Source organism: Desulfovibrio sp. (assembly GCF_019422935.1).
GTDB lineage: Bacteria > Desulfobacterota > Desulfovibrionia > Desulfovibrionales > Desulfovibrionaceae > Desulfovibrio.
This window is the reverse complement of sequence record NZ_JAHZCJ010000004.1, coordinates 178,372-204,577: the sequence shown is the minus strand read 5'-3', so window position 1 is coordinate 204,577 and position 26,206 is coordinate 178,372. Positions and strand designations below refer to the sequence as shown.

The 26,206-nt window shown below is 57.4% G+C and carries 30 protein-coding genes; 24 read left to right on the top strand and 6 right to left on the bottom strand.

Going from position 1 to position 26,206, the window contains the following annotated elements; translation table 11 throughout:
• Positions 1-18 precede the first annotated feature (18 nt).
• Complete coding sequence (locus QZ383_RS07500) at positions 19-423, bottom strand: thioesterase family protein (RefSeq protein ID WP_291444344.1); 405 nt, start codon at positions 421-423, stop codon at positions 19-21.
• Positions 424-853: 430 nt separating this feature from the next.
• On the opposite strand from QZ383_RS07500, the gene QZ383_RS07495 reads away from it, so the two are divergent.
• Genes QZ383_RS07495 through QZ383_RS07485 form a run of 3 tightly spaced genes read left to right on the top strand, consistent with a single transcriptional unit; the run spans position 854 to position 3,797 of the window.
• Complete coding sequence (locus QZ383_RS07495; protein WP_291444342.1) at positions 854-1,954, top strand: DctP family TRAP transporter solute-binding subunit; 1,101 nt, start codon at positions 854-856, stop codon at positions 1,952-1,954.
• Positions 1,955-2,007: 53 nt separating this feature from the next.
• On the top strand, positions 2,008-2,490 hold the full coding sequence (locus QZ383_RS07490; RefSeq protein ID WP_291444340.1) for a TRAP transporter small permease: 483 nt from the start codon (positions 2,008-2,010) through the stop codon (positions 2,488-2,490).
• Positions 2,491-2,501: 11 nt separating this feature from the next.
• Positions 2,502-3,797, top strand: a complete 1,296-nt coding sequence (locus tag QZ383_RS07485) for a TRAP transporter large permease (protein ID WP_291444338.1) — start codon at positions 2,502-2,504, stop codon at positions 3,795-3,797.
• A gap of 232 nt (positions 3,798-4,029) precedes the next feature.
• On the opposite strand, the gene QZ383_RS07480 is transcribed toward QZ383_RS07485, so the two are convergent.
• The gene (locus tag QZ383_RS07480) at positions 4,030-4,407 is read right to left on the bottom strand and encodes a hypothetical protein (RefSeq protein WP_022658986.1); all 378 of its coding nucleotides are present in this window, start codon (positions 4,405-4,407) and stop codon (positions 4,030-4,032) included.
• Positions 4,408-4,757: 350 nt separating this feature from the next.
• The gene (locus QZ383_RS07475) at positions 4,758-5,270 is read right to left on the bottom strand and encodes a DUF721 domain-containing protein (protein WP_291444335.1); all 513 of its coding nucleotides are present in this window, start codon (positions 5,268-5,270) and stop codon (positions 4,758-4,760) included.
• Positions 5,271-5,429: 159 nt separating this feature from the next.
• Here QZ383_RS07475 and QZ383_RS07470 point away from each other — a divergent pair, with 159 nt between their 5' ends.
• Complete coding sequence (locus tag QZ383_RS07470) at positions 5,430-6,353, top strand: metalloregulator ArsR/SmtB family transcription factor (RefSeq protein ID WP_291444333.1); 924 nt, start codon at positions 5,430-5,432, stop codon at positions 6,351-6,353.
• Between the two features lie 71 nt (positions 6,354-6,424).
• Positions 6,425-7,846 (top strand): adenosylhomocysteinase, encoded by a 1,422-nt coding sequence (ahcY, locus tag QZ383_RS07465; RefSeq protein WP_291444331.1) that lies wholly within the window; start codon positions 6,425-6,427, stop codon positions 7,844-7,846.
• An 85-nt stretch (positions 7,847-7,931) separates the two neighbouring features.
• Here ahcY and QZ383_RS07460 read toward each other — a convergent pair whose 3' ends face one another.
• Complete coding sequence (locus QZ383_RS07460) at positions 7,932-8,192, bottom strand: helix-turn-helix transcriptional regulator (RefSeq protein WP_291444329.1); 261 nt, start codon at positions 8,190-8,192, stop codon at positions 7,932-7,934.
• A gap of 551 nt (positions 8,193-8,743) precedes the next feature.
• Here QZ383_RS07460 and QZ383_RS07455 point away from each other — a divergent pair.
• Positions 8,744-10,486, top strand: a complete 1,743-nt coding sequence (locus QZ383_RS07455) for a methyl-accepting chemotaxis protein (RefSeq protein ID WP_291444327.1) — start codon at positions 8,744-8,746, stop codon at positions 10,484-10,486.
• A 130-nt stretch (positions 10,487-10,616) separates the two neighbouring features.
• Here the strand turns inward: QZ383_RS07455 and QZ383_RS07450 are convergent, their stop codons facing one another.
• Positions 10,617-11,312 (bottom strand): FadR/GntR family transcriptional regulator, encoded by a 696-nt coding sequence (locus QZ383_RS07450; protein ID WP_291444325.1) that lies wholly within the window; start codon positions 11,310-11,312, stop codon positions 10,617-10,619.
• Between the two features lie 194 nt (positions 11,313-11,506).
• On the opposite strand from QZ383_RS07450, the gene QZ383_RS07445 reads away from it, so the two are divergent.
• The 18 genes from QZ383_RS07445 to QZ383_RS07360 all read left to right on the top strand — a co-directional run bounded on the left by QZ383_RS07445 (position 11,507) and on the right by QZ383_RS07360 (position 25,780).
• Positions 11,507-12,310, top strand: coding sequence for a transporter substrate-binding domain-containing protein (locus QZ383_RS07445; RefSeq protein WP_291444323.1), 804 nt, complete (start codon positions 11,507-11,509; stop codon positions 12,308-12,310).
• 197 nt (positions 12,311-12,507) lie between these two features.
• The gene (locus QZ383_RS07440; RefSeq protein WP_291444322.1) at positions 12,508-13,176 is read left to right on the top strand and encodes an amino acid ABC transporter permease; all 669 of its coding nucleotides are present in this window, start codon (positions 12,508-12,510) and stop codon (positions 13,174-13,176) included.
• A complete protein-coding gene (locus QZ383_RS07435; RefSeq protein ID WP_291444320.1) occupies positions 13,173-13,829 on the top strand; it encodes an amino acid ABC transporter permease in 657 nt (218 codons plus the stop codon). The genes QZ383_RS07440 and QZ383_RS07435 overlap by 4 nt, the downstream gene beginning before the upstream one ends.
• On the top strand, positions 13,810-14,538 hold the full coding sequence (locus tag QZ383_RS07430) for an amino acid ABC transporter ATP-binding protein (protein ID WP_192113106.1): 729 nt from the start codon (positions 13,810-13,812) through the stop codon (positions 14,536-14,538). Before QZ383_RS07435 ends, QZ383_RS07430 begins: the two co-directional genes overlap by 20 nt.
• Before the next feature lie 117 nt (positions 14,539-14,655).
• Positions 14,656-15,426, top strand: coding sequence for a (S)-ureidoglycine aminohydrolase (gene allE / locus QZ383_RS07425; protein ID WP_291444317.1), 771 nt, complete (start codon positions 14,656-14,658; stop codon positions 15,424-15,426).
• 28 nt (positions 15,427-15,454) lie between these two features.
• Positions 15,455-16,447: a ketol-acid reductoisomerase gene (gene ilvC, locus QZ383_RS07420; RefSeq protein WP_291444315.1), complete on the top strand. Its 993-nt coding sequence runs from the start codon at positions 15,455-15,457 to the stop codon at positions 16,445-16,447.
• Positions 16,448-16,540: 93 nt separating this feature from the next.
• The gene (locus tag QZ383_RS07415; protein ID WP_291444313.1) at positions 16,541-17,776 is read left to right on the top strand and encodes a M20 family metallo-hydrolase; all 1,236 of its coding nucleotides are present in this window, start codon (positions 16,541-16,543) and stop codon (positions 17,774-17,776) included.
• A gap of 212 nt (positions 17,777-17,988) precedes the next feature.
• A complete protein-coding gene (gene rnhA / locus QZ383_RS07410; protein WP_022658999.1) occupies positions 17,989-18,459 on the top strand; it encodes a ribonuclease HI in 471 nt (156 codons plus the stop codon).
• A gap of 103 nt (positions 18,460-18,562) precedes the next feature.
• A complete protein-coding gene (locus QZ383_RS07405) occupies positions 18,563-19,543 on the top strand; it encodes a hypothetical protein (protein WP_291444310.1) in 981 nt (326 codons plus the stop codon).
• 9 nt (positions 19,544-19,552) lie between these two features.
• A complete protein-coding gene (locus tag QZ383_RS07400) occupies positions 19,553-19,993 on the top strand; it encodes a C-GCAxxG-C-C family protein (RefSeq protein ID WP_291444308.1) in 441 nt (146 codons plus the stop codon).
• Positions 19,994-20,002: 9 nt separating this feature from the next.
• Positions 20,003-20,311: a hypothetical protein gene (locus QZ383_RS07395; RefSeq protein WP_291444306.1), complete on the top strand. Its 309-nt coding sequence runs from the start codon at positions 20,003-20,005 to the stop codon at positions 20,309-20,311.
• A gap of 43 nt (positions 20,312-20,354) precedes the next feature.
• Complete coding sequence (locus QZ383_RS07390) at positions 20,355-21,029, top strand: site-2 protease family protein (protein ID WP_291444305.1); 675 nt, start codon at positions 20,355-20,357, stop codon at positions 21,027-21,029.
• 80 nt (positions 21,030-21,109) lie between these two features.
• Positions 21,110-21,547 carry a Holliday junction resolvase RuvX gene (ruvX, locus tag QZ383_RS07385; RefSeq protein ID WP_291444304.1) on the top strand — a complete coding sequence of 146 codons (438 nt, stop codon included), beginning with the start codon at positions 21,110-21,112 and terminating at the stop codon, positions 21,545-21,547.
• Complete coding sequence (mltG, locus tag QZ383_RS07380) at positions 21,544-22,614, top strand: endolytic transglycosylase MltG (RefSeq protein ID WP_291444303.1); 1,071 nt, start codon at positions 21,544-21,546, stop codon at positions 22,612-22,614. Before ruvX ends, mltG begins: the two co-directional genes overlap by 4 nt.
• A 10-nt stretch (positions 22,615-22,624) precedes the next feature.
• Complete coding sequence (locus QZ383_RS07375) at positions 22,625-22,861, top strand: hypothetical protein (RefSeq protein ID WP_022659006.1); 237 nt, start codon at positions 22,625-22,627, stop codon at positions 22,859-22,861.
• A 49-nt stretch (positions 22,862-22,910) separates the two neighbouring features.
• Entirely contained in the window at positions 22,911-24,578 is a 1,668-nt protein-coding gene (locus QZ383_RS07370; RefSeq protein WP_291444301.1) for a cobyrinate a,c-diamide synthase, read from the top strand.
• Positions 24,579-24,585: 7 nt separating this feature from the next.
• Positions 24,586-25,278 (top strand): precorrin-8X methylmutase, encoded by a 693-nt coding sequence (locus QZ383_RS07365; RefSeq protein ID WP_291444299.1) that lies wholly within the window; start codon positions 24,586-24,588, stop codon positions 25,276-25,278.
• Between the two features lie 304 nt (positions 25,279-25,582).
• Positions 25,583-25,780 carry a tautomerase family protein gene (locus tag QZ383_RS07360; protein WP_291444297.1) on the top strand — a complete coding sequence of 66 codons (198 nt, stop codon included), beginning with the start codon at positions 25,583-25,585 and terminating at the stop codon, positions 25,778-25,780.
• Between the two features lie 38 nt (positions 25,781-25,818).
• Here QZ383_RS07360 and QZ383_RS07355 read toward each other — a convergent pair whose 3' ends face one another.
• Positions 25,819-26,193, bottom strand: coding sequence for a helix-turn-helix domain-containing protein (locus QZ383_RS07355; RefSeq protein WP_291444295.1), 375 nt, complete (start codon positions 26,191-26,193; stop codon positions 25,819-25,821).
• Positions 26,194-26,206 lie beyond the last annotated feature (13 nt).

The following is a 26,206-nucleotide window of genomic DNA, read 5'->3' as shown; positions in this document are numbered from 1 at the left end:
CGCACTGAGGGGCCTTCATCAGGCTTTTGCCTTGTCCCTTGTCCTGCCCTCAAATTTATCTTTGTTCACAACTACGCGCTCGTGGGTGCCCTCGCCGATCAGACCGGTCTCGTCATAGGCCGCCACCTTGAAACTCAGGCCTTTGCCATTGGGGGAAACTGCGGTTACTTCTGCGGTAAAGCGCACCTTCATGCCCAGCGGCGTGGCTGCCACATGGCTGACGCTGATGCCGGTTCCTACGGTTGTCTGGTCTTCTTCCAGGCGTGGTTGCACCACATCCACGGCGGTCCCTTCCATCCAGGCAACCATCATGGCTGTGGAAAAAACACTGACCTTGCCGCTGCCCACCGTGCTTGCCAGCATGGCCTCGGTAACAGTGGTTTCTGCCGAGCCGTTCATGCCGGGCGTAATAGTATTGCTCATGTGTGCCTCGCTGGCTTTTAATATTGCGCATGCCAGACGCTCGCGGCAACAGGCATGCGAATTTTTATTCTTTGTGGATGATAAATAACTTGCTGCCCGCTTTCAACACGCTTGCCCCACACTCTGAGCATACCCATTGAGCATGCTGCTGACGCTTAAAAAAATCTCGACCCCCAGGCATAAGTCTGGCATCATTACCAAAACCTTGCACGTGATCTTTTTTACCGAGGGTACATTGCAGCGGCAACGCCCGGCCACAAGCCCCGCTGCAACACCTGCCGGCGTCCATCGGCCCACAAGGCTGCCTTAAGGATCTCGTTTTCAGGACAAAGCCGCCGCGCTCCAACCGGCGCGGCATTCTTGATCTTTGCCCGCAATTCTTTGCGAGCAAGGCCTTTTCGCTCACCTTTTTGATGAGGAGTCCGTTTTTATGAAGGGCTTTTTGCGTTGGACATGGGGCGTTGTGTTCGTCTGCCTGCTGGCGGGCGGGGTGTTTACCGCATTGCCGCAACCGGCGGCTGCGGCGGCTTACAAGGCCGAGTACAAACTCAGCGTGGTGCCCGGCGCAACATCCGGGTGGGGCCTCACGGCGACCCGCTTTGCGGAACTGGTGCATGAGCGCACCAACGGGCGCATCAATATCAAGGTCTATCCCTCCAGCCAGTTGCTGGCAGGCAAGCAGACTTCCGAATTTCTCATGCTGCGCAACGGCGCAATTGACTTTGCCCTGGCGTCGCCCATCAACTGGTCGCCGCAAATCAAGGAGCTGAACCTCACAGCCCTGCCCTTTCTCATGGCTGTGCAGCCCGACCGCTACAAAGCCATAGACGCCGTTACCTCCGGCAAGTCTGGTGCAATGCTGGTCGCCGCCGTTGAAAGCAAGGGCGTCAAAATCCTCGGCTGGGGCGAAAACGGCTACCGCGAAATGACCACCAGCAAAGGCCCCATCACCAAACCTGAAGATATGCAGGGCCTGAAAATTCGTGTGGTGGGCAGCCCGATCTTTATTGATACGTTTCGTGCCCTGGGCGCAAACCCGGTCAACATGAACTGGGCCGAAGCCACCACGGGTTTTCAGCAGGGTGTTGTGGACGGGCAGGAAAATCCCACCAACGGCATCAACATCCCCCTGAAAATATGGGACTATCACAAATTTCTCTGCGATTGGCACTACGTCATTGACCCCCTGATGCTGGGCGCAAACCCCGGCGTGTGGAAGAGCTTTTCCCCTGAAGACCAGCAGATTCTGCTGGCCTGCGCCAAGGAGATGGAGCTTTACGGCAAGGCGCTCTCCCGCCTGGGCATGGATGACGGACAGTCCAAGGCCTACCTTGAAAAAATCGGCAAGCTCCCGGAAATTACCGATCCTTATGCCTGCCTTGAGCAGCATGGCATGACGGTAACGCACCTTACGCCGGAGCAGACTGCGCAGTTCTTCAAGGCCACACAGGCCGTGCGCGATGACTGGGCAGCCAAAATCGGCCCCGATCTTGTCAAAGCGGCAGAGCAGGACATGGATGCTGCGAAATAGCATTACAACAGCCCCCTTTTGCAGCAATGGCTCAGGAGGGGGCTTTTTCAGGGATGGGCAAGAACATGTGGAGTTTGCTGGACAGACGGTTTGAGGACTACCTGGGATCGTTCATGCTGGCTGCTATGGCGGCCATTGCTTTTATCAACGTGGTAGTGCGCTATTGCACCTCTTTTTCTTTTGCCTGGACAGAAGAACTGACCATCAATTTTTTTGTCTGGATAACCATGCTGGGTACAGCCAGGGCATTCCGCGAAGGCGGACACCTGGGCATGACCGCCCTGTACGATGCCCTGCCCCGGCGTTTTCGCCGTACATGCTATTGGGGCTCCGTGCTGCTGGCGGTATGCTTTTTTGGCGCTCTGTTCTGGACAGGACTCACTGAAGTGCTGGACGAAATCGACCTTGAGGCTACTTCCGAAGCTTTGGGGATTCCGGTGTGGTGGTACACCATCGCCACGCCCGCGTTTTCCCTGCTGATCATTTTCCGCATTGCGCAAAGGGCCGTTGAAGACCAGCGCGCCAACAACTTTTAGGAGGCGGGACTATGGACTCCCTGTTACACGATCCCGCATTCTGGCTGCTGGCGCTTTTTATCATCCCCCTTTTGCTGCGGGTGCCCATTGCTCTGGCGCTGGGCTTTTCCGCCCTCGCTGTGGTGTGGAAGTGGGATATGGGACTCAACATGCTTTCCTACAATTTCTTTGCAGGAATAGCCAAGTTCCCCCTGCTGGCCATCCCCTTCTTTATTCTGGCAGGCTACATAATGGAGCGCGCAGGCATTGCCGCCCGCATCGTGGCGCTCATGGAAGCCATGGTCGGCTCCATGACAGGCGGGCTGGCAGTCGCCACGGTTGCGGTTGCCACCTTCTGGGGCGCGGTGAGCGGCTCCGGCCCTGCAACAGTTGCTGCGCTGGGCCTTATTCTTATTCCCGGCATGGCCAAGGCTGGCTATGATAAAGCCTTTGCCACCGCAACGGTTTCCGTTACCTCCGGGCTCGCCATCGTCATCCCGCCAAGCATTGCCTTTATCGTTTATGGCGGTGTTGCGGATGTTTCTGTGCCTGCGCTCTTTGCGGCTGGTTTTATCCCCGGTGTTGTGGTCGCCATATTCATTATGGGCGCGGTGCTGCTCATATCCCGCAAGCACGGGTACAAGGGCAAGGAGCGGCAACAGCCTGTCCGCAAGGCGCTGCGCGAGGCCTTTTGGGGCATCATGACCCCGGTGGTTATTCTGGGAGGGATTTACGGCGGCGTGTTTACCCCCACCGAAGCCGCTGCGGTTGCCATCTTCTACGGCCTTTTTGTGGGCGTCTTTATTTACCGCACCATCAACAGCCTTTCGGTGATGGTTGAAATTCTCACGGAAACCGTCAAGGCCACGGCCGTTGTCATGATTGTGGTTACCTGCGCAGGCCTGTACTCCTGGGTGGGCTCAACCGTGGGGCTGGTAGAAAAGTGCTCCGGCGTGTTGCTTGGAATTTCCGACAACCCCTGGATTGTCCTGTTCATGATAAACATCATCCTGCTGCTTGCGGGCATGCTGCTGGACGCCATTTCCATCTACTATGTTTTTCTGCCCTTCATGCTGCCCATTATGACGCATTTTCAGTGGGATCCTGTGTGGTTCGGCATCATGATGACCACCAACCTTGCCGTGGGCCAGGTTACGCCGCCTGTTGCGGTGAATCTGTACGTTGGGGCCAAGATCAGCGGCCTGACCATGGAGCAGATCAGCAAGGCGGCACTGCCGCTCATTGGCGCTGCCCTGCTTGCTCTGGCTGTCATAACCGCATTCCCCGAACTTTCCACATTTATGCCCAAGTTGCTGGGCCTGTATTGATGACACAAGGTGCCCGACCCCGTCCAAAATTGGGGGTCGGGCACCAATGCAGAGCCAGGCTTCTGTCCCGCCTGAGACCGGGCAAGACGCTGCCAAGCCTCCCGCAACATACTTTTAGGGTGTGGAAGACATCTGGAAAGCAGAAAATGAAAAAGCCCTCGCAAAGAGGGCCGTTTCATGTGGAGGTTGCTGCCGCCAACGCGTACGCGGTGACTGCGGCTATATGGAAAAATCAGGCATTGGCTGCCTTGAGCATCTCTTCAACCATGGAAAGCGAAGGGGTCGCGCCAGAATCAAGACCGCACAGGCCACGCACTGCCAGCATGAGCATGTCAAACTGGAGGGCCATTTCGGTCACGCCGTTATGGATCACGCACACATCGCCGCGCATGAACAGCTTGTAGGCGTGACGGCTACGCTCCTGACCGCTGGAACGAACAATGTAGTAGATCTGTTCATTGCTTTCGGTCACATACAGCTTTTGGCGGGTAAGTGTGCCAAGCGATTCGTCATACCAGGAACATTCCGAAAAAAGACGACCGCAAAAAGCAAAGTCGCAGCCGTTGTCCTGTTTCAGGCAAATGTCTTCCATGGTTTTCTGCACGTCCATTCATTCCCTCCGCAGGCTCAGACCATCAAACAATGGCCACAAAAATCTCCAGTTAACGTTGGGGAAAACTAGCACCGCACCAGAAGCGTTGTCAATAAAGCGCAGCAAGCGAACAACAAAATCGCATGCACAAAGTGCAATTAAAATTTATAACATACCAATATATATAATTAAAAAAGATATGTTTTCTTTTGCGGTTTACCCTAAAGAAAATGGAAAACCGTACCTGCCATGAATAAAACCGGAGGGGGAAGACAAGGGTACTCACAGTTGTTTTTTTCTGTCCGGAGCGCCCGTTTTTCCCAACACGCATTGCGGTTGCGGCTCTGCCGGGTCTGACCGTCGGCTGTTCAGCGTGTGCGCCGCTGCCGAGTAAAGCGCGCATAGGCACGCGCCACAGGCGAGGTAGGATCCATTGCCTCCAGATACACGCCATCAGCGAGCAGAGGCTCTGGTGTACGTACCCAGGGCGCGGGTTTATCCTTTTTTGCATTTTTCCGCGTTGCGGCTTTGTCCAGCCCTGCCTTACCCATGAGCAGACTGACCTTTATGGCGCTGAAAAAGGGTTGCTCCATAAAGGCATTGACCCTCTCCAGCATTTCGCCCGCCATAAGGTGCAGCTCCTGCGCCAGCATGGCATCCTCTGCCCCAATAAGCAGAATATCCCGATGATGCCCCATGGGCCGCGCCAATGGGGCAAGATCAGGCCCCATGACCATGCTCCAGTTGAGCCAGAGCTGTTGCAAACGCGCCCGCGTTTCCCCCTGGCCGGGGGCAGCGCCAAGCCCAGCCATCACGGAGGCCATGACTTCCATGGCGTGCACGGGCTGAGAGTCTTTCTGTCGTTTGCGGAATGCGGCCATTATCGTTCCTTAAAAACAGGCAGCGCCCCTGATTCTGGCTGGGATCCGGGCGTTGCTGGGTGCGGGCTTCTGGCTATGCCTGTTGTGAACATATTGACTATATGCTGATATATTGATACTTACATCAATCAAATTTGATTTACTGAAACTGGACAGATAATGGCACTTTTATTTTTCAAAGCTCTGTCGGACGAAACTCGCCTGCGGCTGGTTCATATTCTGCTGCATTACGAACTCTCGGTCAACGAGCTGGTGAGTATCCTTGATATGGGGCAATCGCGTGTTTCGCGGCACCTCAAGATTCTTACCGAGGCCGGGCTGCTCACCTCGCGCCGCGATGGCCTGTGGGTTTTTTATGCCACGCCGCGCACTGGCGAAGAGCTTGATTTCTTGCGCGCCATCACGCCCTTTGTCCACCCGGACGCCGCCATGCGGGCAGACCTCAATATGGCCGCCCAGATACTTGAAGAACGCGCGCTTAAAACCCGCCAGTTCTTTAACGCCATTGCGGAAGACTGGGACGAGTTGAACCGCGAGGTTCTTGGCAGTTTTGACCTGGCCGAGGCCGTTTGCGATGCCATGCCTGACGGCTGCGGCACAGCTGTAGACCTAGGCTGCGGCACGGGCGCAGTGCTCGCCCGCATGCTGCCCAAGGCGCAAGGGGTCATTGGGGTGGACGGCTCCGCGCGCATGCTTGAAATCTGCCGACGCCGCTTTACGCCCGAGGATCTGGCCGAGGGCCGCGTTTCACTGCGCATTGGCGAACTGAGTCACCTGCCGCTGCGCGACCGCGAAGCGGACTTTGCCTGCATCAACCTTGTGCTGCACCATCTTTCAGACCCGGCTGAAGGCCTGCGCGAGATCCGGCGCATCATGGCGGTGGGAGGCAGATTCTTTGTGGCCGATTTTCAACGCCATGCCGATGAAACCATGCGCTCCCGCTACGGCGACCGCTGGCTTGGCTTTGACGAACAGCAGCTTGGCCTTGATCTGGCTGCGGCTGGCTTTGCGGTTTTGCACTGCAAGCACATGCAGGTGAACAGAAACATGACCATGCTTCTGCTCAGCGCCGAAGCCCGCTGACTGCCATGCCCAACGGCTCATATTTCCCCAAATTTTACCGACAACAACAAAATTGCGGATAGGAGAAAACAATGATTAAGCCTCTTGACCTGACCCTTGACTACAAAGTGGCCGACATTTCCCTGGCTGACTTTGGCAAAAAGGAAATGCAGCTTTCCGAGCGCGAAACGCCCGGCCTCATGGAATGCATCAAGAAGTACGGCCCCACCCAGCCCCTCAAGGGTCTCAAGGTCACCGGCTCCCTGCACATGACCATTCAGACGGCCATGCTCATCAAGACCCTGCACGCCCTTGGCGCAGACATCCGCTGGGCCTCGTGCAACATCTTTTCCACCCAGGATCATGCCGCCGCCGCCATTGCGGAAACAGGCATGGCAAAGGTCTTTGCCTGGAAGGGCGAAACCCTTGAAGACTACTGGTGGTGCACGGAAATGGCCCTCACCTGGCCTGACGGCAGCGGCCCCGACCTTATCGTGGACGACGGCGGCGATGCTACCCTGCTGATCCACAAGGGATATGAAGCGGAAAACGACCCCTCCATCCTTGACCAGAAGACCGACAACAAGGAATTTCAGTGCATTCTTGACCGCCTCAAGCTGCGCCTCAAGGAGGCCCCCCAGCACTGGCACAAGGTTGCCGCCAAGGTTAAGGGCGTTTCAGAAGAAACCACTACCGGCGTTCACCGCCTCTACCAGCTCGAAGCCGCCGGAACCCTGCTGTTCCCGGCCATCAACGTCAACGACTCGGTCACCAAGTCCAAGTTCGACAACCTGTACGGCTGCCGCGAATCCCTGGCTGACGGCATCAAGCGCGCTACCGACATCATGGTGGCTGGCAAGGTTGTTGTGGTCGTGGGCTACGGCGATGTGGGCAAGGGCTGCGCCCAGTCCATGCGCGGCTTTGGCGCACGCGTACTGGTGACGGAAATCGACCCCATCTGCGCCCTTCAGGCCGCTATGGAAGGCTTTGAAGTCACCACGGTTGAAAACGCCCTGGCTCAGGGCGATATCTATGTGACCTGCACCGGCAACTATCACGTCATCACCGGCGCCCACATGGAAGCCATGAAGGACGAGGCCATTGTGTGCAACATCGGCCATTTCGACAGCGAAATCGAAATGTCCTACCTGGAAAACACCCCCGGCATCACCTGCCTGAATATCAAGCCGCAGGTAGACAAGTGGACACTCAAGTCCGGCCGCAGCATCATTGTGCTGGCCGAGGGCCGTCTGGTTAACCTTGGCTGCGCGACCGGACACGCCAGCTTTGTCATGTCCAACAGCTTCACCAACCAGACCCTTGCCCAGCTCAAGCTCGCTTCCGAGCCGCTGGAAAACAAGGTCTACACCCTGCCCAAGGAACTGGACGAAGAAGTGGCCCGCCTGCACCTTGCCCGCCTTGGCGTCAAGCTTACCACGCTTACCCCCGAGCAGGCCGAGTACATCGGCGTGAAGGTTGAAGGGCCGTATAAGCCCAGCCATTACCGCTACTAATCAGTTCAGCGGATATTACTGAAAAAGCCGGAGCATTGCTCCGGCTTTTTCTTGTTGCACACCTCTAAAAAATGAAAAAATACTATCATACTACATCTCTTTTTTTCATGTTTTCAACCTCATCCATAACTAATTGAATAAACACATCAGGTCTTATTTCAAGCGCCTCGCTTAAAAAAAACAAAACATTCAATGACACATTCCACTTACCATTTTCCAATCCGGTAATGTAAGCCCTTTCTATCATCGCAAGCTCAGACAACTTACGCTTGCTCATGCCAAGAGCTTCACGTCTGCCCTTCAGAATATTCGCAACCGCTTCATTTAAATAAGGATATTTTTCCATCCTATTACTATAACGGAATTTTCTTGACTAGACATGGGAGTATATTACCATCTATATCAAGGGCAAGTAGTCCCGGGATTTCGTGCTTTTTTGTCAAATAATACAACAGTATTATTTTTTTATTGCAATTCAATTCCATTTTCATAACCGAATAAAATAGGGCTTAAATTTTTATCAGCGCAAGCATCTGCCATAATAACTACGTAAACAACTCTCATAGAGTTATTTAATTTAGTACGTGATGTTGTCATTAAAAAAATTTTTTACTTTATTACTTTGCACAAAAATAGCACTTACGTACTTTTTATTATTATAATATTTTATAATTATTTTTTATAGTTCATTTCAATGTTATTTTTTTGTTTTTATGTGTTTTTATATTTTTACACTTAATTAATATATACCTATCAAAAATACATTAAATGTCGATAATACTAAAATAGTAGCAGAAAATTTGATACAAAATCAATATCTGCATTCCATTCAATAAAAATTTTAACAAAAGATTGAGCAAACCGTTTAAACAGACCTTATCACAGTGGAGAAGCATCATGAAGTTGAGTGTCAAGTTATCCTTGATGGCAGGTTTTTTAATGGCTCTGACAATTGCCCTTGGGCTTTTCAGCCTTGTGCAGATGTCAAAAATCAATGACGGCTCAACAGACATCAATCAAAACTGGCTTCCATCCACACGATATGCATTGAATCTCAATATAGACATGACTGGCTTTAGGCTCGCACAGGTACAGCTTGCCAACAGTCCTGAAGCGCAGGACAGGGCGCGCTACCAGACCCGCATGGACGCTTATTTGAAGAGTATTGAAACGAATAAATCCAAGTATGCGGCCCTCATTGCTTCGCCCGAAGAAAGAAAGGTTTATGAGGCGTTTCTGCGCGAATGGCAGAGTTATCTGGATACTTCCAAACAAATTGTTCGTCTTGCTGATCAAGGACAAATGGATGAAGCGCGAAGCCTCACCCGTGGTGAAACACGCACTGTTTTTGAAAAGTGCAGCACCAGCCTGACTGAACTTGTCCACATAAATACGGAAGGCAGCCTGGCCGCCAGCAAAGGCTGTGATGACTTGTACGCCTCGGCAAAACTTTTGGTTATCTGCCTGCTGGTGGCCTCCATTCTGGCAGGAACAGCCACTGCGGTTGTGATCCTGCGCGGCACCCACAAGCAGCTGGGCAAAGACCCCGGCGAACTGAACACGATTGCCCTGCGGGTCGTGGACGGCGACTACAACATTGACGATGGCAGCCCCAAGGCTGGCGTGTACGAATCCATTGTAGCCATGGTAGCTGCCCTCAAGAGCCACATTGACCACGCCAAGGAAGAATCCCACAGGGCTCAGGAAGCGGCAGAGCAGGCCCGCAAGGCCCAGATTGTGGCCGAAGAAGCCACTGCGCGGGCAGAAACAGCCCGCAAGGAAGGCCTGCTTGACGCCGCAACCCAACTCGAAGGCGTAGTCAACGTCATCGCATCAGCCTCTGAAGAACTTTCCGCCCAGATCGAGCAATCTTCGCACGGCGCTGAGCAGCAGGCCCACCGCATTGCGGACACCGCCACGGCTGTGGAAGAAATGAACGCCACAGTTATTGAGGTTGCCAAAAACGCCGGAGCCGGGGCAAACCTGTCCGCATCCACACAGAGCAAGGCCAAGGAAGGCGATGATGTAACCACAAAGTGCCGACGCGCCATGGACGAGGTTCAGGCCGAGACAATAGGCCTCAAAACCAACATGGACACTCTTTCTGTCCACGCTCAGGCCATCAACGAAATTATGACTGTCATCTCGGACATCGCCGACCAGACAAACCTGCTGGCGCTGAACGCGGCCATTGAAGCAGCGCGCGCTGGCGAGGCGGGCCGTGGCTTTGCCGTTGTGGCAGACGAAGTGCGCAAACTGGCAGAAAAGACCATGTCCTCCACCCAGGATGTGGGCAAGGCCATTCAGGCCATACAGGAAAGCTCCAAAGAAGGTGTGCGCCGCATGGATCAGGCGGTTGGCAAGGTAAACCTTGCCGCGGATCTTGCCGAAAAATGCGGCGCCGCGCTTGCGGAAATTCTCAGCCTTGCGGAGCAGACCGCAGATCAGGTGCGCAGTATCGCGACCGCCAGCGAGGAGCAGTCCGCCTCCTCCGAGGAAATCGCCCGCTCCGTGGAACACGTCAACACCATTGCGTCTGAAACATCACAGGCAATGGGCGAAGCCAGCAAGGCTGTTTCCGAACTTGCGGCGCAGGCCCAGAACCTGTCCCGCATCATAAACCAACTCAAAAATTCCTAACTCTGGCTGCACGCAGTCACGAGGCGGCCTTGCATGCGCAGGGCCGCCTTTTTTTGCCCTGGCGCATGGAGCGCCGCTCACCAGCTATTTTCCCAAACTCCGCCAGCGCGGCCCAGGCTCGCCCCCTCCCTCACCAAGAAGAAATACGCACCCCAGCTCTTGCGGCTGTGGCGACAACGTGTTCTTCCATAGCCATACGTGCTCCGTGCGAGTTCCGCGACCGCAAATGTTCCAGCAGTGCCGCATGCTCACGCATGGTGTCCACCAGCCCTTTCTGGTTGGAGAATGGCAGCCGCTGGCTTTCTGAAAACAGATCAAAAAACGGGCGCATGGCCTCAATGAAAAAAGGATTGTTAGCCGCCTCAATCATCTGGGTATGAAAAGCGAAATCCAGTTGGGCAAAATGCTGCACGTCACTGCGAACACTGGCCTGCTTCATGTCGTCCAGCATTGCTGCCATATCGTCAATCTGGGCCTGCGTGGCATTCAGGGCCACAAGGGCGGCAATGGCTGGTTCTATGGCATGCCTGAACTGAAAAATCTGCGTTTCCTTACCCGTAATAAATGAGCGGTCAAACCGAGTGATCGGAGCCGCAGCCATGCTCTCCTGCGCGCGCGTCACCAGAAACACGCCCTTGCCGGGCTGAATGCTCACTTTGCCCATGGTCTCCAGAATAACCAGAGCCTCGCGCACCGTGGGGCGGCTGACTCCCAGAGTTTCCGCAAGTGCGCGCTGTGGGGGCAGTTTATGCCCTTCCTGCCAGTTATTATCTAAAATCATTGATAAAATGCTTTCCGCGGCTCCTTCCGAGCTGGATTTCCACATTTTTGTATTTTCTTCCAAATTTTCCTGTAATTTAGCACACATAATTTCCACCAATTTGTAGAAGTAACATTTTTTGTTTACCCATGTTGACAAATTTGTAGAAACAGAGCAATCATTTTTTACCGGTCTTACCAGAATTTTACCAAAACGTTGATAATTCCGGGTTTACTCAAACATTTTCTCCGGGGGACGTCATGCAATTTTTTTTCTGCCGCCTTGGTTTCATCCTGGCCGTCATGCTGCTGGCCGCAGCCCTGCCGCAATCCCTTTATGCCCAACAAACAGATAACACGCTTGAAACAATAAAAAAATCAGGTGTTATCTCCATTGCGGTTCCGCAGGACTTCCCCCCATTTGGTTCTGTGGGCGCAGACATGCAGCCTGTGGGTTACGACATTGATACAGCCCGGCTTATTGCAAAAAGCCTTGGCGTAAAGTTGAAGCTTGTGCCAGTAACCAGCACAAACCGCATCCCCTACCTTACCACAGGCAAAGTGGATCTGGTCATCTCCTCACTGGGCAAAAACGCCGAACGCGAAAAAGCCATCGACTTTTCTGTGGCCTACGCGCCTTTTTTTAACGGCGTTTTTGGCCCCGCAGACCTCAAGGTCGCTGCGGCAGAAGACCTGGCCGGCAAAACCATTGCGGTGACCCGCGGCGCGGTTGAAGACATGGAGCTGACCAAGATTGCGCCCGCATCCACAGAAATCCGCCGGTTTGAAGACAACAGTTCGACCATCGCCGCCTACCTTTCCGGCCAGGTGCAGATGGTTGCCACAGGCAACGTTGTGGCTGCCTCCATCAACGGGCAGAACCCGGCCAAGCACCTGGAAGTCAAATTCCTTATCAAGAACTCGCCCTGCTACATCGGGCTGAACAAAAACGAGCCGGAACTGCAAAAGGCAGTGGACGACATCATCACCCAGGCAAAGAAGGACGGGCAGCTTGAGGCCATTGCGCAAACATGGCTGCACACGTCCCTGCCGCAGGATTTTTAAAAATTGTCTGCTGGCTTGCCCAAAAGGACAGAGCAGGACACCGTGCTTACAAAATATTTACCGGTAAGACCACAAGGTTATAACGACAAGATCCTGATGCGGCAACCTCGCAAAGATGCAAAATAGCGGTTTTGCCGCCGCAGCCAGTACGTATGGAGGCGGTCGCCATAGAGCGACCTCCAGTTAGGGGAACAGCCATGGCCTATCAGTTTACCTTCGAGCCCATTGCGGCAAACTGGCCATTGCTGGTTCAGGGGGCGGCACTGACGCTGGCCCTCACGGCGGTCAGCGCCACGGTGGGCCTTGCCGTGGGCATTTTGGGAGCGGTTTCGCGCGAGTGGCGGTTGCCCTTTTTGCACCCGTTTTTTACCGCTTATGTGGAATGCGTCCGCAATACGCCCTTTATTGTGCAATTGTACTTCATATACTTCGGCCTGCCCGCCCTTGGGGTACGGCTGAACGGATGGGAAGCCTCCGTGCTGGCAATGGTCGTCAACCTTGGCGCATATTCGACCGAGATCATCCGTGCTGGCGTGGCGGCTGTGCCCAAGGGCCTGATTGAAGCCGCAGACTCCCTGGCCATGAGCCGCTGGCAGTGCCTGTTCCACGTGATTCTGCGCCCGGCGCTCAAAACAGTGTGGCCCGCACTGTGCAGCCAGATTGTCATTGTCATGCTGGGGTCTTCGGTATGCTCGCAAATCGCCGCCGAGGAACTGACCTTTGAGGCCAACCTGATCCAGAGCCGCACGTTCCGCGCCTTTGAGGTCTACCTCGCCAGCACGCTCATGTATCTCGCCCTGGCCATCGCCGTGCGCAAGAGCCTGCATGCCTTTGGCAAACATTGCATCCGCAGGGGGCGCGCATGATCAGCTTTTCTATCTGGGATATGGTGCGCCATCTGCTTACGGGCGCGGGCTGGACAATCGTTCTTTCTGCCATCGCTTTCGCTCTTGGCGGCGTCATGGGCCTTATTGTGCTGTTTGTGCGCATTTCGCCCAAGGCCCAACTGCGCGCTCTGGGCATGACGTATATTGAGTTTTTTCAGGATACACCGCTGCTTATGCAGTTTTTTCTCATCTTTTTCGGGCTGGCCCTGTTTGGCGTGGATATTTCGCCCCTGGCCGCCGCCACGCTCGGCCTTACGTTCTTTACCAGCGCGTACCTTGCTGAAATCTGGCGCGGATGTGTTGAAGCGCTGCCCAAAGGTCAGTGGGAGGCATCGGCGTGCCTTGCCATGAACCGTTACGAGCAGCTGCGTCATGTCATTTTGCCCCAGGCCTTGCGCATAGCCATCCCCCCGACTGTGGGCTTTTCAGTACAGGTCGTCAAAGGAACAGCCGTGGCCTCGATCATCGGCCTTGTGGAAATAACCAAAACCGGAACCATGATCGCCAACGCAACCTTCAGGCCGCTGCTGGTCTACGGCCTTGTGGCTGCGGGTTATTTTCTCATGTGCTATCCGCTGTCGGCCTTTGCCCGACGAATTGAAAGGAGGCTCCATGTCGCTGGTCGTCGTTGATGAACTGCACAAGCAGTTTGGTGAAACCAAGGTTCTGCGCGGGGTCAACCTCACGGTGGAAGAAGGCGACGTTGTGGCCGTCATTGGCCGCAGCGGATCTGGCAAGAGCACGTTTCTGCGCATTCTCAACGGGCTGGAAACCTTTGATGCGGGTTTTGTAAAAATTGACGGTGACCGCGTCCGGGGGCTGGAAAACGACTTGCGCCCACTGCGGCTCAAGGTGGGCATGGTTTTTCAGCAGTTCAACCTCTTTCCCCACCTTACAGCGGGAGAAAACGTCATGCTGGCCCCGCGCATTGTCAAAAAAGAACCCGAGGCCGAGGTGCGGGAGCTTGCCGCAGAGATGCTCGCACGGGTGGGCCTTGCCGACAAGTTCAACGCCTTTCCCGATCAGTTGTCCGGCGGGCAGCAGCAGCGGGTAGCCATTGCCCGTGCGCTTGCCATGCGCCCCAAGATGTTGCTTTGCGATGAAATAACCTCCGCCCTTGATCCCGAGCTGGTAGGCGAAGTGCTTGAGGTTGTGCGCAAGCTTGCGGCGGAAGGCATGACCCTGATCATGGTCACGCATGAAATGCGCTTTGCGCGCGAAGTAGGCAACAAACTGGTGTTCATGCACCAGGGCAAGGTTCACGAGGCCGGGGCCCCCAAGGCGCTTTTTGCCAAGCCCGGCACTCCGGAACTGGCTTCGTTCATTCAGACGGTGAACTGAGCATTATGGGCAATTTATAAATTGCTCCGGCGTCCGCCCAGGCGAACGTCCGTTGCGGAGATCGGCGCGCTGTGCCCGGTCTGGGCAAACAAAACTAAATCTGCTCAAGGAGGAAACATGGCTTATCCAGAGGGTTTGCTGAAAACTCGGGCGGTCATCCGGCCCGGCGAATATGCGGTCATTCCGCCGGAAGGTCGGGTGCGCAACGTCATACCCGGCATTGAGGGCTGCACCATGTCCATCATTGCCTCGCCCAAACTGGGCGCGAGTTTTGTGCAGTATGTGGGCACGGCCCTGCCCGGCGGCGGCACGGTTGCCCCCTTTGCGCAAGAGCCGGGGGTGGAAGCCTTTTTGTATGTCATGGATGGCGAAGGCGCGCTGACCGCCGCCACTTGCGGGCAGAAGCACACCTTGGCCCCCGGCGGCTACGTGTTTGCCCCTGCTGGCAAAGGCCTTGAATTTACCAACACCACCAATGCCCCGGTGCGCTTTCTGCTCTACAAGCAGCGCTACATTACCCTGCCCGGCCACGAGGCCGAAGTCGTATTCGGCAATACCGCAACAATGGAAGAGCGCATCTACGAAGACATGGCCAACGTGTTTATCCGCGATCTGCTGCCCACCCACTTGGGCTTTGACATGAACATGCACACCCTCAGCTTTGACCCCGCAGGCTGCCACCCCTTTGTGGAAACCCATGTGCAGGAGCACGGGGCCTATCTGCTGGAAGGCGAAGGCATCTATCTGCTGGGGGCCGAGTGGATTCAGGTGCAGAAGGAAGACTTCATTTTCTTTGGCCCTTATACCCCGCAGGCCGTGTACGCCACTGGCAGGGGACGGCTTACCTACATCTATTCAAAAGACTGCAACCGCGATGTGGCACTCTAGCCTCCCGCTTTTTCAATAAGGATATACCATGTCACAGTTTGGCGAAATTTACAGGGACGAAGACGTTGACATTTCCGTGCTGCACGGCAAGACCATTGCCATCATCGGTTACGGCAGCCAGGGCAAGGCGCAGGGCAAAAGCCTGCGCGACAGCGGCATCAACGTGATTGTGGGCGTTGGCGACAGGACAGTGCACAACAGCTGGAAGGACGCCGAGGCCGACGGCTTTGCCGTGTACGGCATCGAGGAGGCCGTCAAAAAGGCCGATATCGTCCATATCCTGTTGCAAGACCCGGCCCAGCCCGCCGTGTACTATTCTTCCATCCACGCCCACCTGCGCCCCGGTCAGACCCTCAGCTTTGCGCACGGCTTCGCCATCCTCTACGGCACCATCAAGCCGCCCAAGGATGTGGACGTCATCCTGTTTGTGCCCAACGGCCCCGGCCCGGTGGTGCGCCGCAAGTTCAAGGAAGGTTCGGGCATCTACGGCGCGGTGGCCGTTGATCAGGACGCCAGCGGCCATGCCGCCGCCACGGCCCTTGCCATTGCCAAGGGCGTGGGCAGCACCCGCGTGGGCACCATCAAGCTCTCGTTCCAGCACGAAACCGAGGGCGACAATTTTGAAGAACAGGTGCTCTACGGTGGGGCCATTCAGCTCATGCGCTCCATCTACAAGGTCATGACCGACAACGGCTATCCGGCTTCGTTCGCCTATGCCAAGGCCGTGCGCTCCATCCGCTCCATCATCGACGATATTGATGAAGTTGGCGTGGAAGAATACCTCACGCGGCGGGCCAGCCGCACGTGTGAATTTGCCGTGCGCACATCCGGCCCGCGCGTTATCAACGAAGACGCCATCCAGCAGATTTTTGAAGAAACGGAAAAAGGCATCTTTGCCCGCAACTGGCTGAACGAATTCAATCTGGGCATGCCCACGCTCAACCGCATGCGCCGCACATGGGCCGATTCTGACATGGAGCGCACCGGCAAACTGTTCCGCGACAAATTCGACATGTCGTAGGCTTTATCCGCCGCTAGCGGGGGTACCTTGGGGGCACGGCATGACGGCCCGTGCCCCCGCCGAATGAATAGAGCCAGAACCAAGGGAGAAGGCATGAACTCTGTGCGTGTAGACAAGGCGCGGCTGCAAAACCGCATGGAAGCAATTTCTGCATTCGGGGCAACTGCGGGCGGCGGCGTCACCCGGCTTGCCCTGTCCGATGCAGACAAAGCCGCCCGGCAGCAACTCAGCGCATGGCTGAAGGAGCTGGGTTGCGAAATCCATGTGGACGGCATGGGCAACATCTTTGCCGTGCTGCCGGGCAAGGACAGAACCCTGCCCCCGGTGATAACAGGCTCTCACGGAGATTCCCAGCCGCTCGGCGGGCGCTTTGACGGCATGCTGGGTGTTGTGGCTGGCGTGGAGGTTGTGAACGCCCTGCGCGATGCGGGCGTGACCCTGCTGCGCGATCTGGTTGTAGCCGACTGGACAAATGAGGAAGGCTCCCGTTTCACCCCCGGCTGCTCCGGTTCCGGCGTATGGGCAGGCAAGCTGGGACAGGAAGATATGTATGCCCTCAAAGATCAAAAGGGCGTCAGCCTTGGCGAGGAGCTCACACGCATCGGCTTTCGGGGTGATTCCAGTTATTTTCCCCGCCCTATGCATGCGGCCTTTGAGCTGCACATAGAGCAAGGGCCTGTGCTGGAAGAGAAAAGCATCCCCATCGGCATACCACAGGGCATTGTGTGCCTGCGCTGGTATAATGTGCGCGTGCAGGGCGTGTCCAACCATGCCGGGCCAACCCCCATGACCAGCAGGCACGATGCCATATACGCCTTTTCGCTCATGGTGACGCGTATTTTCGAGATTGCCCGCGACTCCGGTCAGGTGGTGGCCACTGTGGGCGAAGTGCACGCTTCGCCCAACTCGCGCAACGTCATTGCCGGGGATGTGCAGTTCACCATTGATGTGCGCGGCTGGGACGAAGCCGCCACGGATGACGTGTGCCAACGCATTGAGGCCGCGCTGGCCGAAGCCGCGCAACTGGCGGGGTGTGAGGTAAGGCCCGAACGCATCTGGCAGGTTTCGCGCGTGCCCTTTGACCAACGCCTGCGCGGGATGGTGCGAGAGGCTGCAACAGTCCTTGGCCTACCCTCACTGGACATGGTCTCCGGAGCATCGCACGACATGATCTATATTGCCCAGGTTGCGCCGGGTGCCATGATATTTGTGCCAAGCATGGGCGGGCGCAGCCATGCCGAGGTGGAAAACACCTCGTGGGAAGACTGCGCGGCAGGCGCGGACGTGCTACTGCACTGCCTGATGCGCGCGGGCAACGAACCCGGCTAGAGCAGTTTCAAGCCACAAAATTTTACGGGGGGGGCCTATTCCCTCCCCTACACCATCGCATCCTCACTTCTGCCACAAGCCATTCAGGGAACTTTCTGCCGGGATGGAACAGCCATCCCCTGCCCCAAGAGGCGCATTGCCCAGCAAGGCTTTGCCGTGTATGCTTGCCGCTCGCCGAACAGCTTCGGCAGGAACCCGCGTAAAGGACTACAATGCAGAAAGTGACCATTCATACTGACGGCTCATGTCTGGGCAATCCAGGCCCCGGCGGCTGGGCCGCCGTACTCAAACTTGACGATCAGGACTACCGCAAGGAATTTGCCGGAGGCTACAAACTGACCACCAACAACCGTATGGAAATCCTGGCGGTTGTGGAGGCTCTGAGCCAGTTGCAAAACCCCTGCGAAGTCGAGCTCTACTCCGACTCAAAATACGTATGCGACAGCATTGAAAAACGTTGGGTCTGGGGCTGGCAGAAAAAGGGCTGGATCAAGAGCGATAAAAAGCCCGCGCTCAATGTGGATCTGTGGAAACGCCTGCTCCCCCTGCTTTCCACCCACAAGGTGCGCATGCGCTGGCTGAAAGGCCATGCCGGGCACCCTGAAAACGAACGTTGCGACGTTCTGGCCCGCGCAGAAGCTGGCCGCAGGGATCTGCCCCCAGACACGGGCTATAATCCCTAGCCACGATGAACCCCTGTTTTTGCCCTTGCGGATGTAACCGCAGGGGCGCACCAATCTTTGACTGTTCCGCATTTCAGCTTCCGGCAGCGCCAAGCCCATCAGCATGACAGCAACTTCCCCAGATACCGCACTCACACTTGCAAGCCTCTGGCATTCCCTGGGCTGGCCCTTGCTGCGTCTTTTGCTGGGGCTGGCGGTGGGCCTGCTTGTGGCAAACCTGCTGGAGGCCCTGCGCTGGACGCGCCATCTTGCCCGGCTTGCCGCCCCTCTGGCCCAGACCGCCCACCTGCGCGAAGTCGCGGGCGCGAGTTTTTCGCTGGCCTTTGTGTCCCCCGCCGCCGCCAACGGCCTGCTTTCAGACAGCCACAATCTGGGCGAGCTTTCGAGCAACGAACTTATGCTGGCAAACCTGTTCAACAGCCTGCCAGCCTATCTTGTGCACACGCCCACCATTTTTCTGCTCACATGGCCGGTGCTGGGCACTCCTGCCCTGGTGTACGTTGGGCTTACATTTATTGCCGCCGCAGGACGCACGGGCTTTACCGTTGTGCTTTCACGCTGGCTGCTGCCGCCGCCACCGCCGGGCTGTATTGCCTGCCAGAATATCAAGCAGGCGGGCACATCATGGCGCGATGCCCTGAACAAGGCCTGGCGGCGTTTTTTGCGGCGTCTTCCCAAGCTGGTGTACTTCACGGCGCCCATTTATGTGCTTATGTTCTGCATGCAGCGCTACGGCTATTTTGCGCTGGCAGAGGCATGGCTGGCCGATCACATGGGCTGGCTCTCTTTTTTAAAGCCGCAGGCCATGGGCATCATTGTGCTGCACCTGGCGGCAGAGCTTGGAGCTGCCCTTGGCGCAGCTGGCAGCGTGTTGCAAACGGGCGGGCTATCGCCGCGCGATGTGGTGCTGGCCCTGATGGTGGGCAATATCCTTTCCACACCCATGCGGGCCATACGGCACCAGCTGCCATCCTATGCGGGATTTTTCCGCCCGGCGCTGGCCCTGCGGCTTATCCTCGCCAATCAGGGGCTACGAGCCGCCAGTATGACGGTTGTGACCCTCGTTTACTATTTCTGCACATAAGGACAAAGCATGAGCACCCCTCCTGAACTTGAAGAAGTGCAAGAAGACTTCAATATGGGCATTATCTGCGCGCAGCAAGTGCTGGCCCACTTTGCAGACAGGCTTGGCCTGACGGAAGAAACTGCCATGCGCATAGCCTCGGCCTTTGGCGCCGGCATGGGCAAGGCCGAAGTGTGCGGCTGCGTTTCCGGCTCGCTTATGGTGCTGGGCATGCTGCACGGCCCGAACGGTCCATGCCCGCGCCCGCAAAAGGATGCCTTTTACGCCCGACGCGACGCCTTTACCGAGGCTTTTGCCAAGGCTCACGGCAGTTTGCAGTGCCGGGGCGTTCTGGGGCATGACCTCACCACGCCTGAGGGCATGGCCGCCGTCAAACAGAACAATCTTTTCATCAAAACCTGTGCGCCGCTGGTTTGCCATACCTGCGCGCTGCTCGAAGACTACCTCTAGGAGTATTGCATGACTGACACCACCACCCCGGCTACCGATACTCAGGCAACCGAGGCCGCAGCGGTCCCCGCCGCGCATGTCGCCCACGTTCAGGTGGTCAAGCCGGAACACACGGGAGCCCGCGTGACCGTACTGGTGCAGCCGGAAGAAAAATACCTTTCCCTGCCCCGGCCCAAGACCTCGCGCCAGCTGCTTGCAGCCCTTGGCCTTGCCGAGGAAACCGCCCTTGTGGCCCGTAACGGCCAGTTGCTTACGCCTGATCGGCACATCTGGCCCAACGATGATCTGCTGGTGCGCAAGGTAGCCTCCTCGGGCTAGGCCCGACCTTGCCGCGCCAAGAGGAAAATGGTACCCGCAACATATGCTGAACCTAGACCTTTCCCAGGTGCTGAGCACCCTGGCCGTAGCCGCTGTACCCGCTCTTCTGGGCATCATTCTGCACGAAGTGGCCCACGGATGGGTGGCCTTTCGCTGCGGCGACCCTACCGCAAAATTTATGGGGCGGCTGACCCTGAACCCCTTGCCGCACATTGATCCCATGGGGCTGTTGGCCTTTGTGCTGACGAGCCTTTCCGGAAGTTTCGTTTTTGGCTGGGCCAAGCCTGTTCCATTCAATCCCCGTTACTTCCGCAATCCCGCAAAAGACATGATGCTGGTGGCTCTTGCCGGGCCGCTCACAAACTTTTTGCTAGCAGGACTTTTTGGCATTCTACTGTGGGCCGTGCTGCATATTTTTCCGCCGCAACAATGGATGGACAGCACAAGTTACGTCTTTGCGCTCAAGACCATTCAGACGGGCGTAATCATTAATTTCGGGCTGGGCTGGCTCAATCTGATGCCCATTCCTCCGCTGGACGGCAGCAAGGTTGTGGCCTATTTTCTGCCCCCAAATGCCGCATATCGTTACCTGAGTGTGGAGCGTTACGGATTTGTCATTCTTTTGTTGTTGCTGTTCACCGGGGCGCTTGGGCTTGTGCTTGGCCCGCTGGTCAGCGGCAGCGCCCTTGGCCTGCTGTCGCTGCTGGGCATCATTTAGACCACCTTGCCTTTGAGAATACATTTTCTTAGGGATGGCCGCACCCGCTGGCAAACGCACAGCGCACAACGAGGCTTGCAGTGAAATTCGTTGCCGTTGATTACGGTCTGGCCCGCACGGGCCTTGCCGCATCCGACCCTGAGGGACGGCTGGCCTTTCCGCTGGCTACCTTGCGGCTTGAGGATTTTACAGACCGCAAGGCCTTTCTGGCCGCCCTTGCCGGGCGCATTGCCGAGGCCGGGGCGGAAGCGGTGGTGGTAGGCTTGCCCCTGACCCTTGATGGGGAAGAAACCATGACCACGCGCCAGATACGCAACGTAACCGAGCGCCTCAAGCGCCGGGTGCCGCTGCCTTTTTTCTTTATGATTGAGGCGCTGAGTTCCGAGGAAGCCTGGGCCGACCTGCGCGAGGCCGGTCTGAAAATGCGCAAACGCAAGGCCGTGCTTGACCAGCAGGCCGCTGTGCGCATTCTTTCTTCCTTTCTTTCGCTTGCGCCCCAAGACCGGAGACCCGCATGAAAACACTGCTGCGCGCGCTGGGCCTGCTGCTTTTGCTGGCCCTCGCAGGCGGAGGATGGGTGGCTTACGAGGCTCACACCTTCCTCACCACCGCACCGGAAACCCCTGGCCGCGATGTTTTTTTTGACGTACCCGCCGGGGCGCGTCTGGCGCAGGTAAGCGCAGGGCTGGCCAAGCAGGGTGTTGTGACAGACGCCCGCAAGCTTGACCTGCTGGCCCGCTATAAAAAATGGGAAAACCGCCTCCAGGCTGGCAGATTCGCCCTCAATACGGGCTGGCTGCCGGAAAAGGTGCTGGACGAGCTGGTCAACGGGCACCCCGTGCTGTACCGCGTCACTGTGCCGGAAGGCCTCACGTGGTGGCAGACGGGCAAGATGCTGGAAGAAGCCGGGCTGGTGGTTTTTGACGACTTTCGCAAGGTCGTGACCGACCCGGACTTTCTGCGCCATTACGGCATCCCCTTTGCCACGGCTGAAGGCTTTTTGATGCCGGATACGTATCTGCTCAAAAAGAATGACGTCGTCGATCTGGCGCAGGCCAAGGCCGTTGCCGGGCGCATGGTTGACAACTTCTGGCGCAAGACCGCCAGCGTGTGGCCCGATGGCAAAAAACCGGGGCCGGGCCAGACAGAACAGCTCAAAACATGGGTTATCCTTGCTTCCATTGTGGAAAAGGAAACAGGCATAGATGCAGAACGCGCCCGCGTGGCCGGGGTCTACCAGAACCGCATTAACAAGGGCATGCTGCTTCAGGCCGACCCCACAGTGATTTACGGCCTTGGCCCCAACTTTGACGGCAACCTGCGCCGCCGCGATCTGGACGATCCCAACAACCTTTACAACACCTATCAGCGCCCCGGCCTGACGCCAGGCCCCATCTGCTCGTTCGGCGCAGCGGCCCTTGCCGCAGCCGTCCGCCCCGAGGCGCACAACTACCTGTACTTTGTGGCAAAATTTGATGGTGGCGAGCATGTTTTTTCCACCAACCTCAACGACCACAACAAGGCCGTGCGGCAGTATCTGCAAAACCGCCGCAACGCCAAGCCCGCCGCGCCCGACGCGCGCTGAGGAGGCCCCTGTGAAGTACCTCATCGTTGAAGACTTTTCTGGTCAGGAAGTGCCTTTCATCTTTCCGCGCCGTGTAGACCACAGCGACATGCGCGAACAGCTGCCCTACAGCCGCGTTGTTTCCGCCGGTTTTGTGGAACTGGGGCCTGAGGGTTTTGCCTGCTCCGGCGGCAACCCCGAGCTGCAGCTCAAAGCCAGGCCAGAGGCAGACGCGGCCATCATTGCCGAGGCCCTGCGACAACGCTGACAGCGTCTGCCGCAAGGCAATCCCTGCCGACACCATACGGAGCGTAAACATGCCCAAGCCGCAGCCGAGCATACCCGGCCTTGTCATAGGCGGCACGGGCAGTAATGCGGGCAAAACGACCTTTACCCTGTCCCTGCTCTGCGCCCTGCACGATCGTGGGCTCATGGCCCGCGCGGCCAAGACGGGGCCGGACTATATTGATGCGGCCTTTCATGCGGCGCTGACAGGCCAACCCGCAGCCAATCTGGACACATGGATGTGCCGGGAAGCCGCGCCGTCCTCTGCCGAACACCCCTTGCCCGCAGGGCGCATTCCCAAAGGACTGGGCCGCGTTTTTGAACGCATGTCCGCAGGTTGCCCTCAATGTGAGTACGCCGACAGCGCAAAAGCTAAAGCAAGCCCTTGCGCCAAGCCAGATCTGCTGGTGGTGGAAGGAGCCATGGGCCTTTTTGACGGGGGGCACCGTGGAGCGGGCAGCACTGCGCATCTGGCCTCCCTGCTGGGTCTGCCCGTGCTGCTGGTGCTCAACGCAGGCGGCTTGGGGCAGTCCATTGCCGCGCTGGCAGAGGGATTTTTGCATCACCGCCCCGCATGGGCTGGCGACTTGCCTGTCCGTTTTCTTGGCATGGTGTGCACCCATGTGGGCAGCGCCCGCCACGCCGACCTGCTGCGCCAGTCATTGACGCCCCTGGCCAAGAGCGCTGGCGTGCCCCTCTTGGGCCTGCTGCCGCGTCAGGGCGCACCGGAACTTCCCTCACGCCATCTTGGGCTGGTGGAAGCGCGCGAGGCCCTACCTGCGGTGGACATACAAGCCCTGACCAAATGGGTTGAGCAGCACTGCGACCTGAACCGCATACTTAAACTGGCGGGAGTCCACACGCTACAAAGGGCAGTCAATGCAGACAAGTCCGGCGCGTCAGTGCCGGAAGCTGCCCGGCAAGCGCGGTTATCAGAGGCACATGAGCCGCCGACAGACAGATTCTTTCCACTTTCAGACGCACAAGCGCAGCTCCCACCCCGCCCCCAACGCAGGCGCAGGCCTGTTGTGGCCCTGGCCTGGGACGAAGCTTTCAGCTTTTGCTATGCGGATCTGCCCGCCGTGCTGCACGAACTTGGGGCGCGCATTGTCACCTTTTCCCCATTACGGGACGCCGCGCCGCCAGCCGAGTGTTCCGGCCTGTACTTTCCCGGCGGCTACCCGGAACTGCATGCCTCGGGCCTTGCCGCCAACACGGCCATGCGCAATGCTCTACACGGGCTGGCTGCGCACGGTATGCCCATGTACGGCGAGTGCGGGGGCTATATCTACCTTATGCAGTCCGTGCAGATTGCAGGGCAAGGCCACGCCATGAGCGGCCTCCTGCCGCGCAACTGCGCACTTGGCGCAAACAAGGCGGCTCTGGGCTACCGGGCCGCGCAAGCCGCAACGGACTGGCCTGCGCCCACATTTTCCGTGCTTAACGGGCCTGTCGCCCGGCCAATGTGGGTGCGCGGACACGAATTTCACTATGCGCAGGAAGAAGAAATACCCCTGCCCACCCCATGCCGTCCCCTGTGGAAGCTCTACGACAGCCAGGGCCGTTTTTTGCGGGATGAAGGCTGCCGCCTCGGCTCCGTGGCCGGATCATGGCTGCACTGCTATCCCGAAGGCTCTCGCCGCTTCTGGCGCGCATGGCTGCGCACTTGCGCCTCCTACTTTTCAGACCAACGCCCCTGAGGATTTTATGGTTCATAACCCCACAGACAAAATCAGTGTTGATCTTGACCCGGCCTGCACCCCAGCTGAGATCGAAAACCGCTCTTTCGCCATCATAGATGCGGAAATTCCCGAACCGCGAGCCTTTAGCGGCCCGCTCTGGCAAGTGGCCCGCCGCTGTGTCCACACCCTCGGCGATACGGATATCGTGGGCGACCTACGGCTGAGCGCCCAGGGCCTTGAAGCTGGAGTGAGCGCCCTGCTCGCGGGCTGCAGCGTGTATACCGACACCCGCATGGCTGCCGCTGGCCTGCCCATGCGCCGCCTTGAACCGCTAGGGGTATCAGTGACCCCGCTCATGGCCCTGCCCGGTCTTGCGGAGCTTGCCGCCAGCCGGGGCACCACGCGCTCACGCGCCGGGCTTGAGAGTATTGCGCAAAACATGGGCGGCAACATTGTGGTCATCGGCAACGCGCCCACAGCCCTGCTGGGGCTTCTGGACGTGCTTGCGCACGGCGCGCAGCCGCCTGCCCTCATAGTGGGTATGCCTGTGGGCTTTGTGAACGCGGCGCAGTCAAAGGAACTTTTGCGGCAAAGCCCCTGGCCCCACTTTACCCTGCTGGGCCGCAAGGGCGGCTCCGCTGTGGCGGCGGCCTGCATCAACGCACTGGCTGACATAGCCCTTGCGCGGCGCGGCCTCACGCAGGTTGCGGCTCTTTAGATAAAGTACCGGGTAGCAGTTTTTCAACAACAATCTGAATACTTGCTCGTTAGTAACAATGGGCATTCCCTGAACATGAACACGTTCAGGGAATGCCCATCAGCTTTTGGCGGCAAAATCTTGGCGGGGGCAGTCACTCTGGCACGCGCTGCCGTCTTTGCAGGTTTGACCTTGGGCAGTTCTTGCTATTTTTTTAATAGCTCGCTATTTATTCCATAGCGCGCGCAAGAATACTCACCCTCGCTTGCTACTTCGCAAAATACGCAGAGCGCAGGCCGCAAGATCAAACGACAAGGAGCAAACCATGCCCGTCATCACCATAGCCATGCACAGCACAACGGAAGAAGTGAAGAAGAACCTGATTGAAGGCCTGACCGCAGCCGCAGTGGCGGCAACGTCCGTTCCGCAGGAAAAGTTCGTGGTATTTATTGAGGAATACGCAACCGATGCCATCGGTTTGGGAGGCCGCACGCTCAAGGCCATCAAGGCCGCGCAGCAGTAGCTGCGGCCCAAACGACAAGGAATCCCTGGGGGAAGCGGCTACGCAAGCCTTTTGCTGAGCAGATCGCTCCAGCGTTCGGCTTCCTCCGGGGCCACTTCCATAGCCCAGGTGATGGCCCAGCCCCCAAATGGCTCCAGCAGAAGGCTCAACTCCACGCCCATGTCCGTCAGGGCATAGCCGTCATTGGTGGTGCACACGAGCTTTGCCTCGCGCAGTTCTTTCAAACGGCTGTTGAGCACCGCCGGGGATATGGATTCGCAGGCCTCCTGCAAGGCGCGGAATGTGGCTGGCCCCTTGCGCAGTTGCCAGATGACGCCCATAGCCCACCGCTTGCCCAGCAGGTCAAACAGTGCCATGAGCGGTACGCCGCTACGGGAACCGCGAACAGGTTTACCTGGTGTGGGTATGCTCATGCTTCCGCCGCTT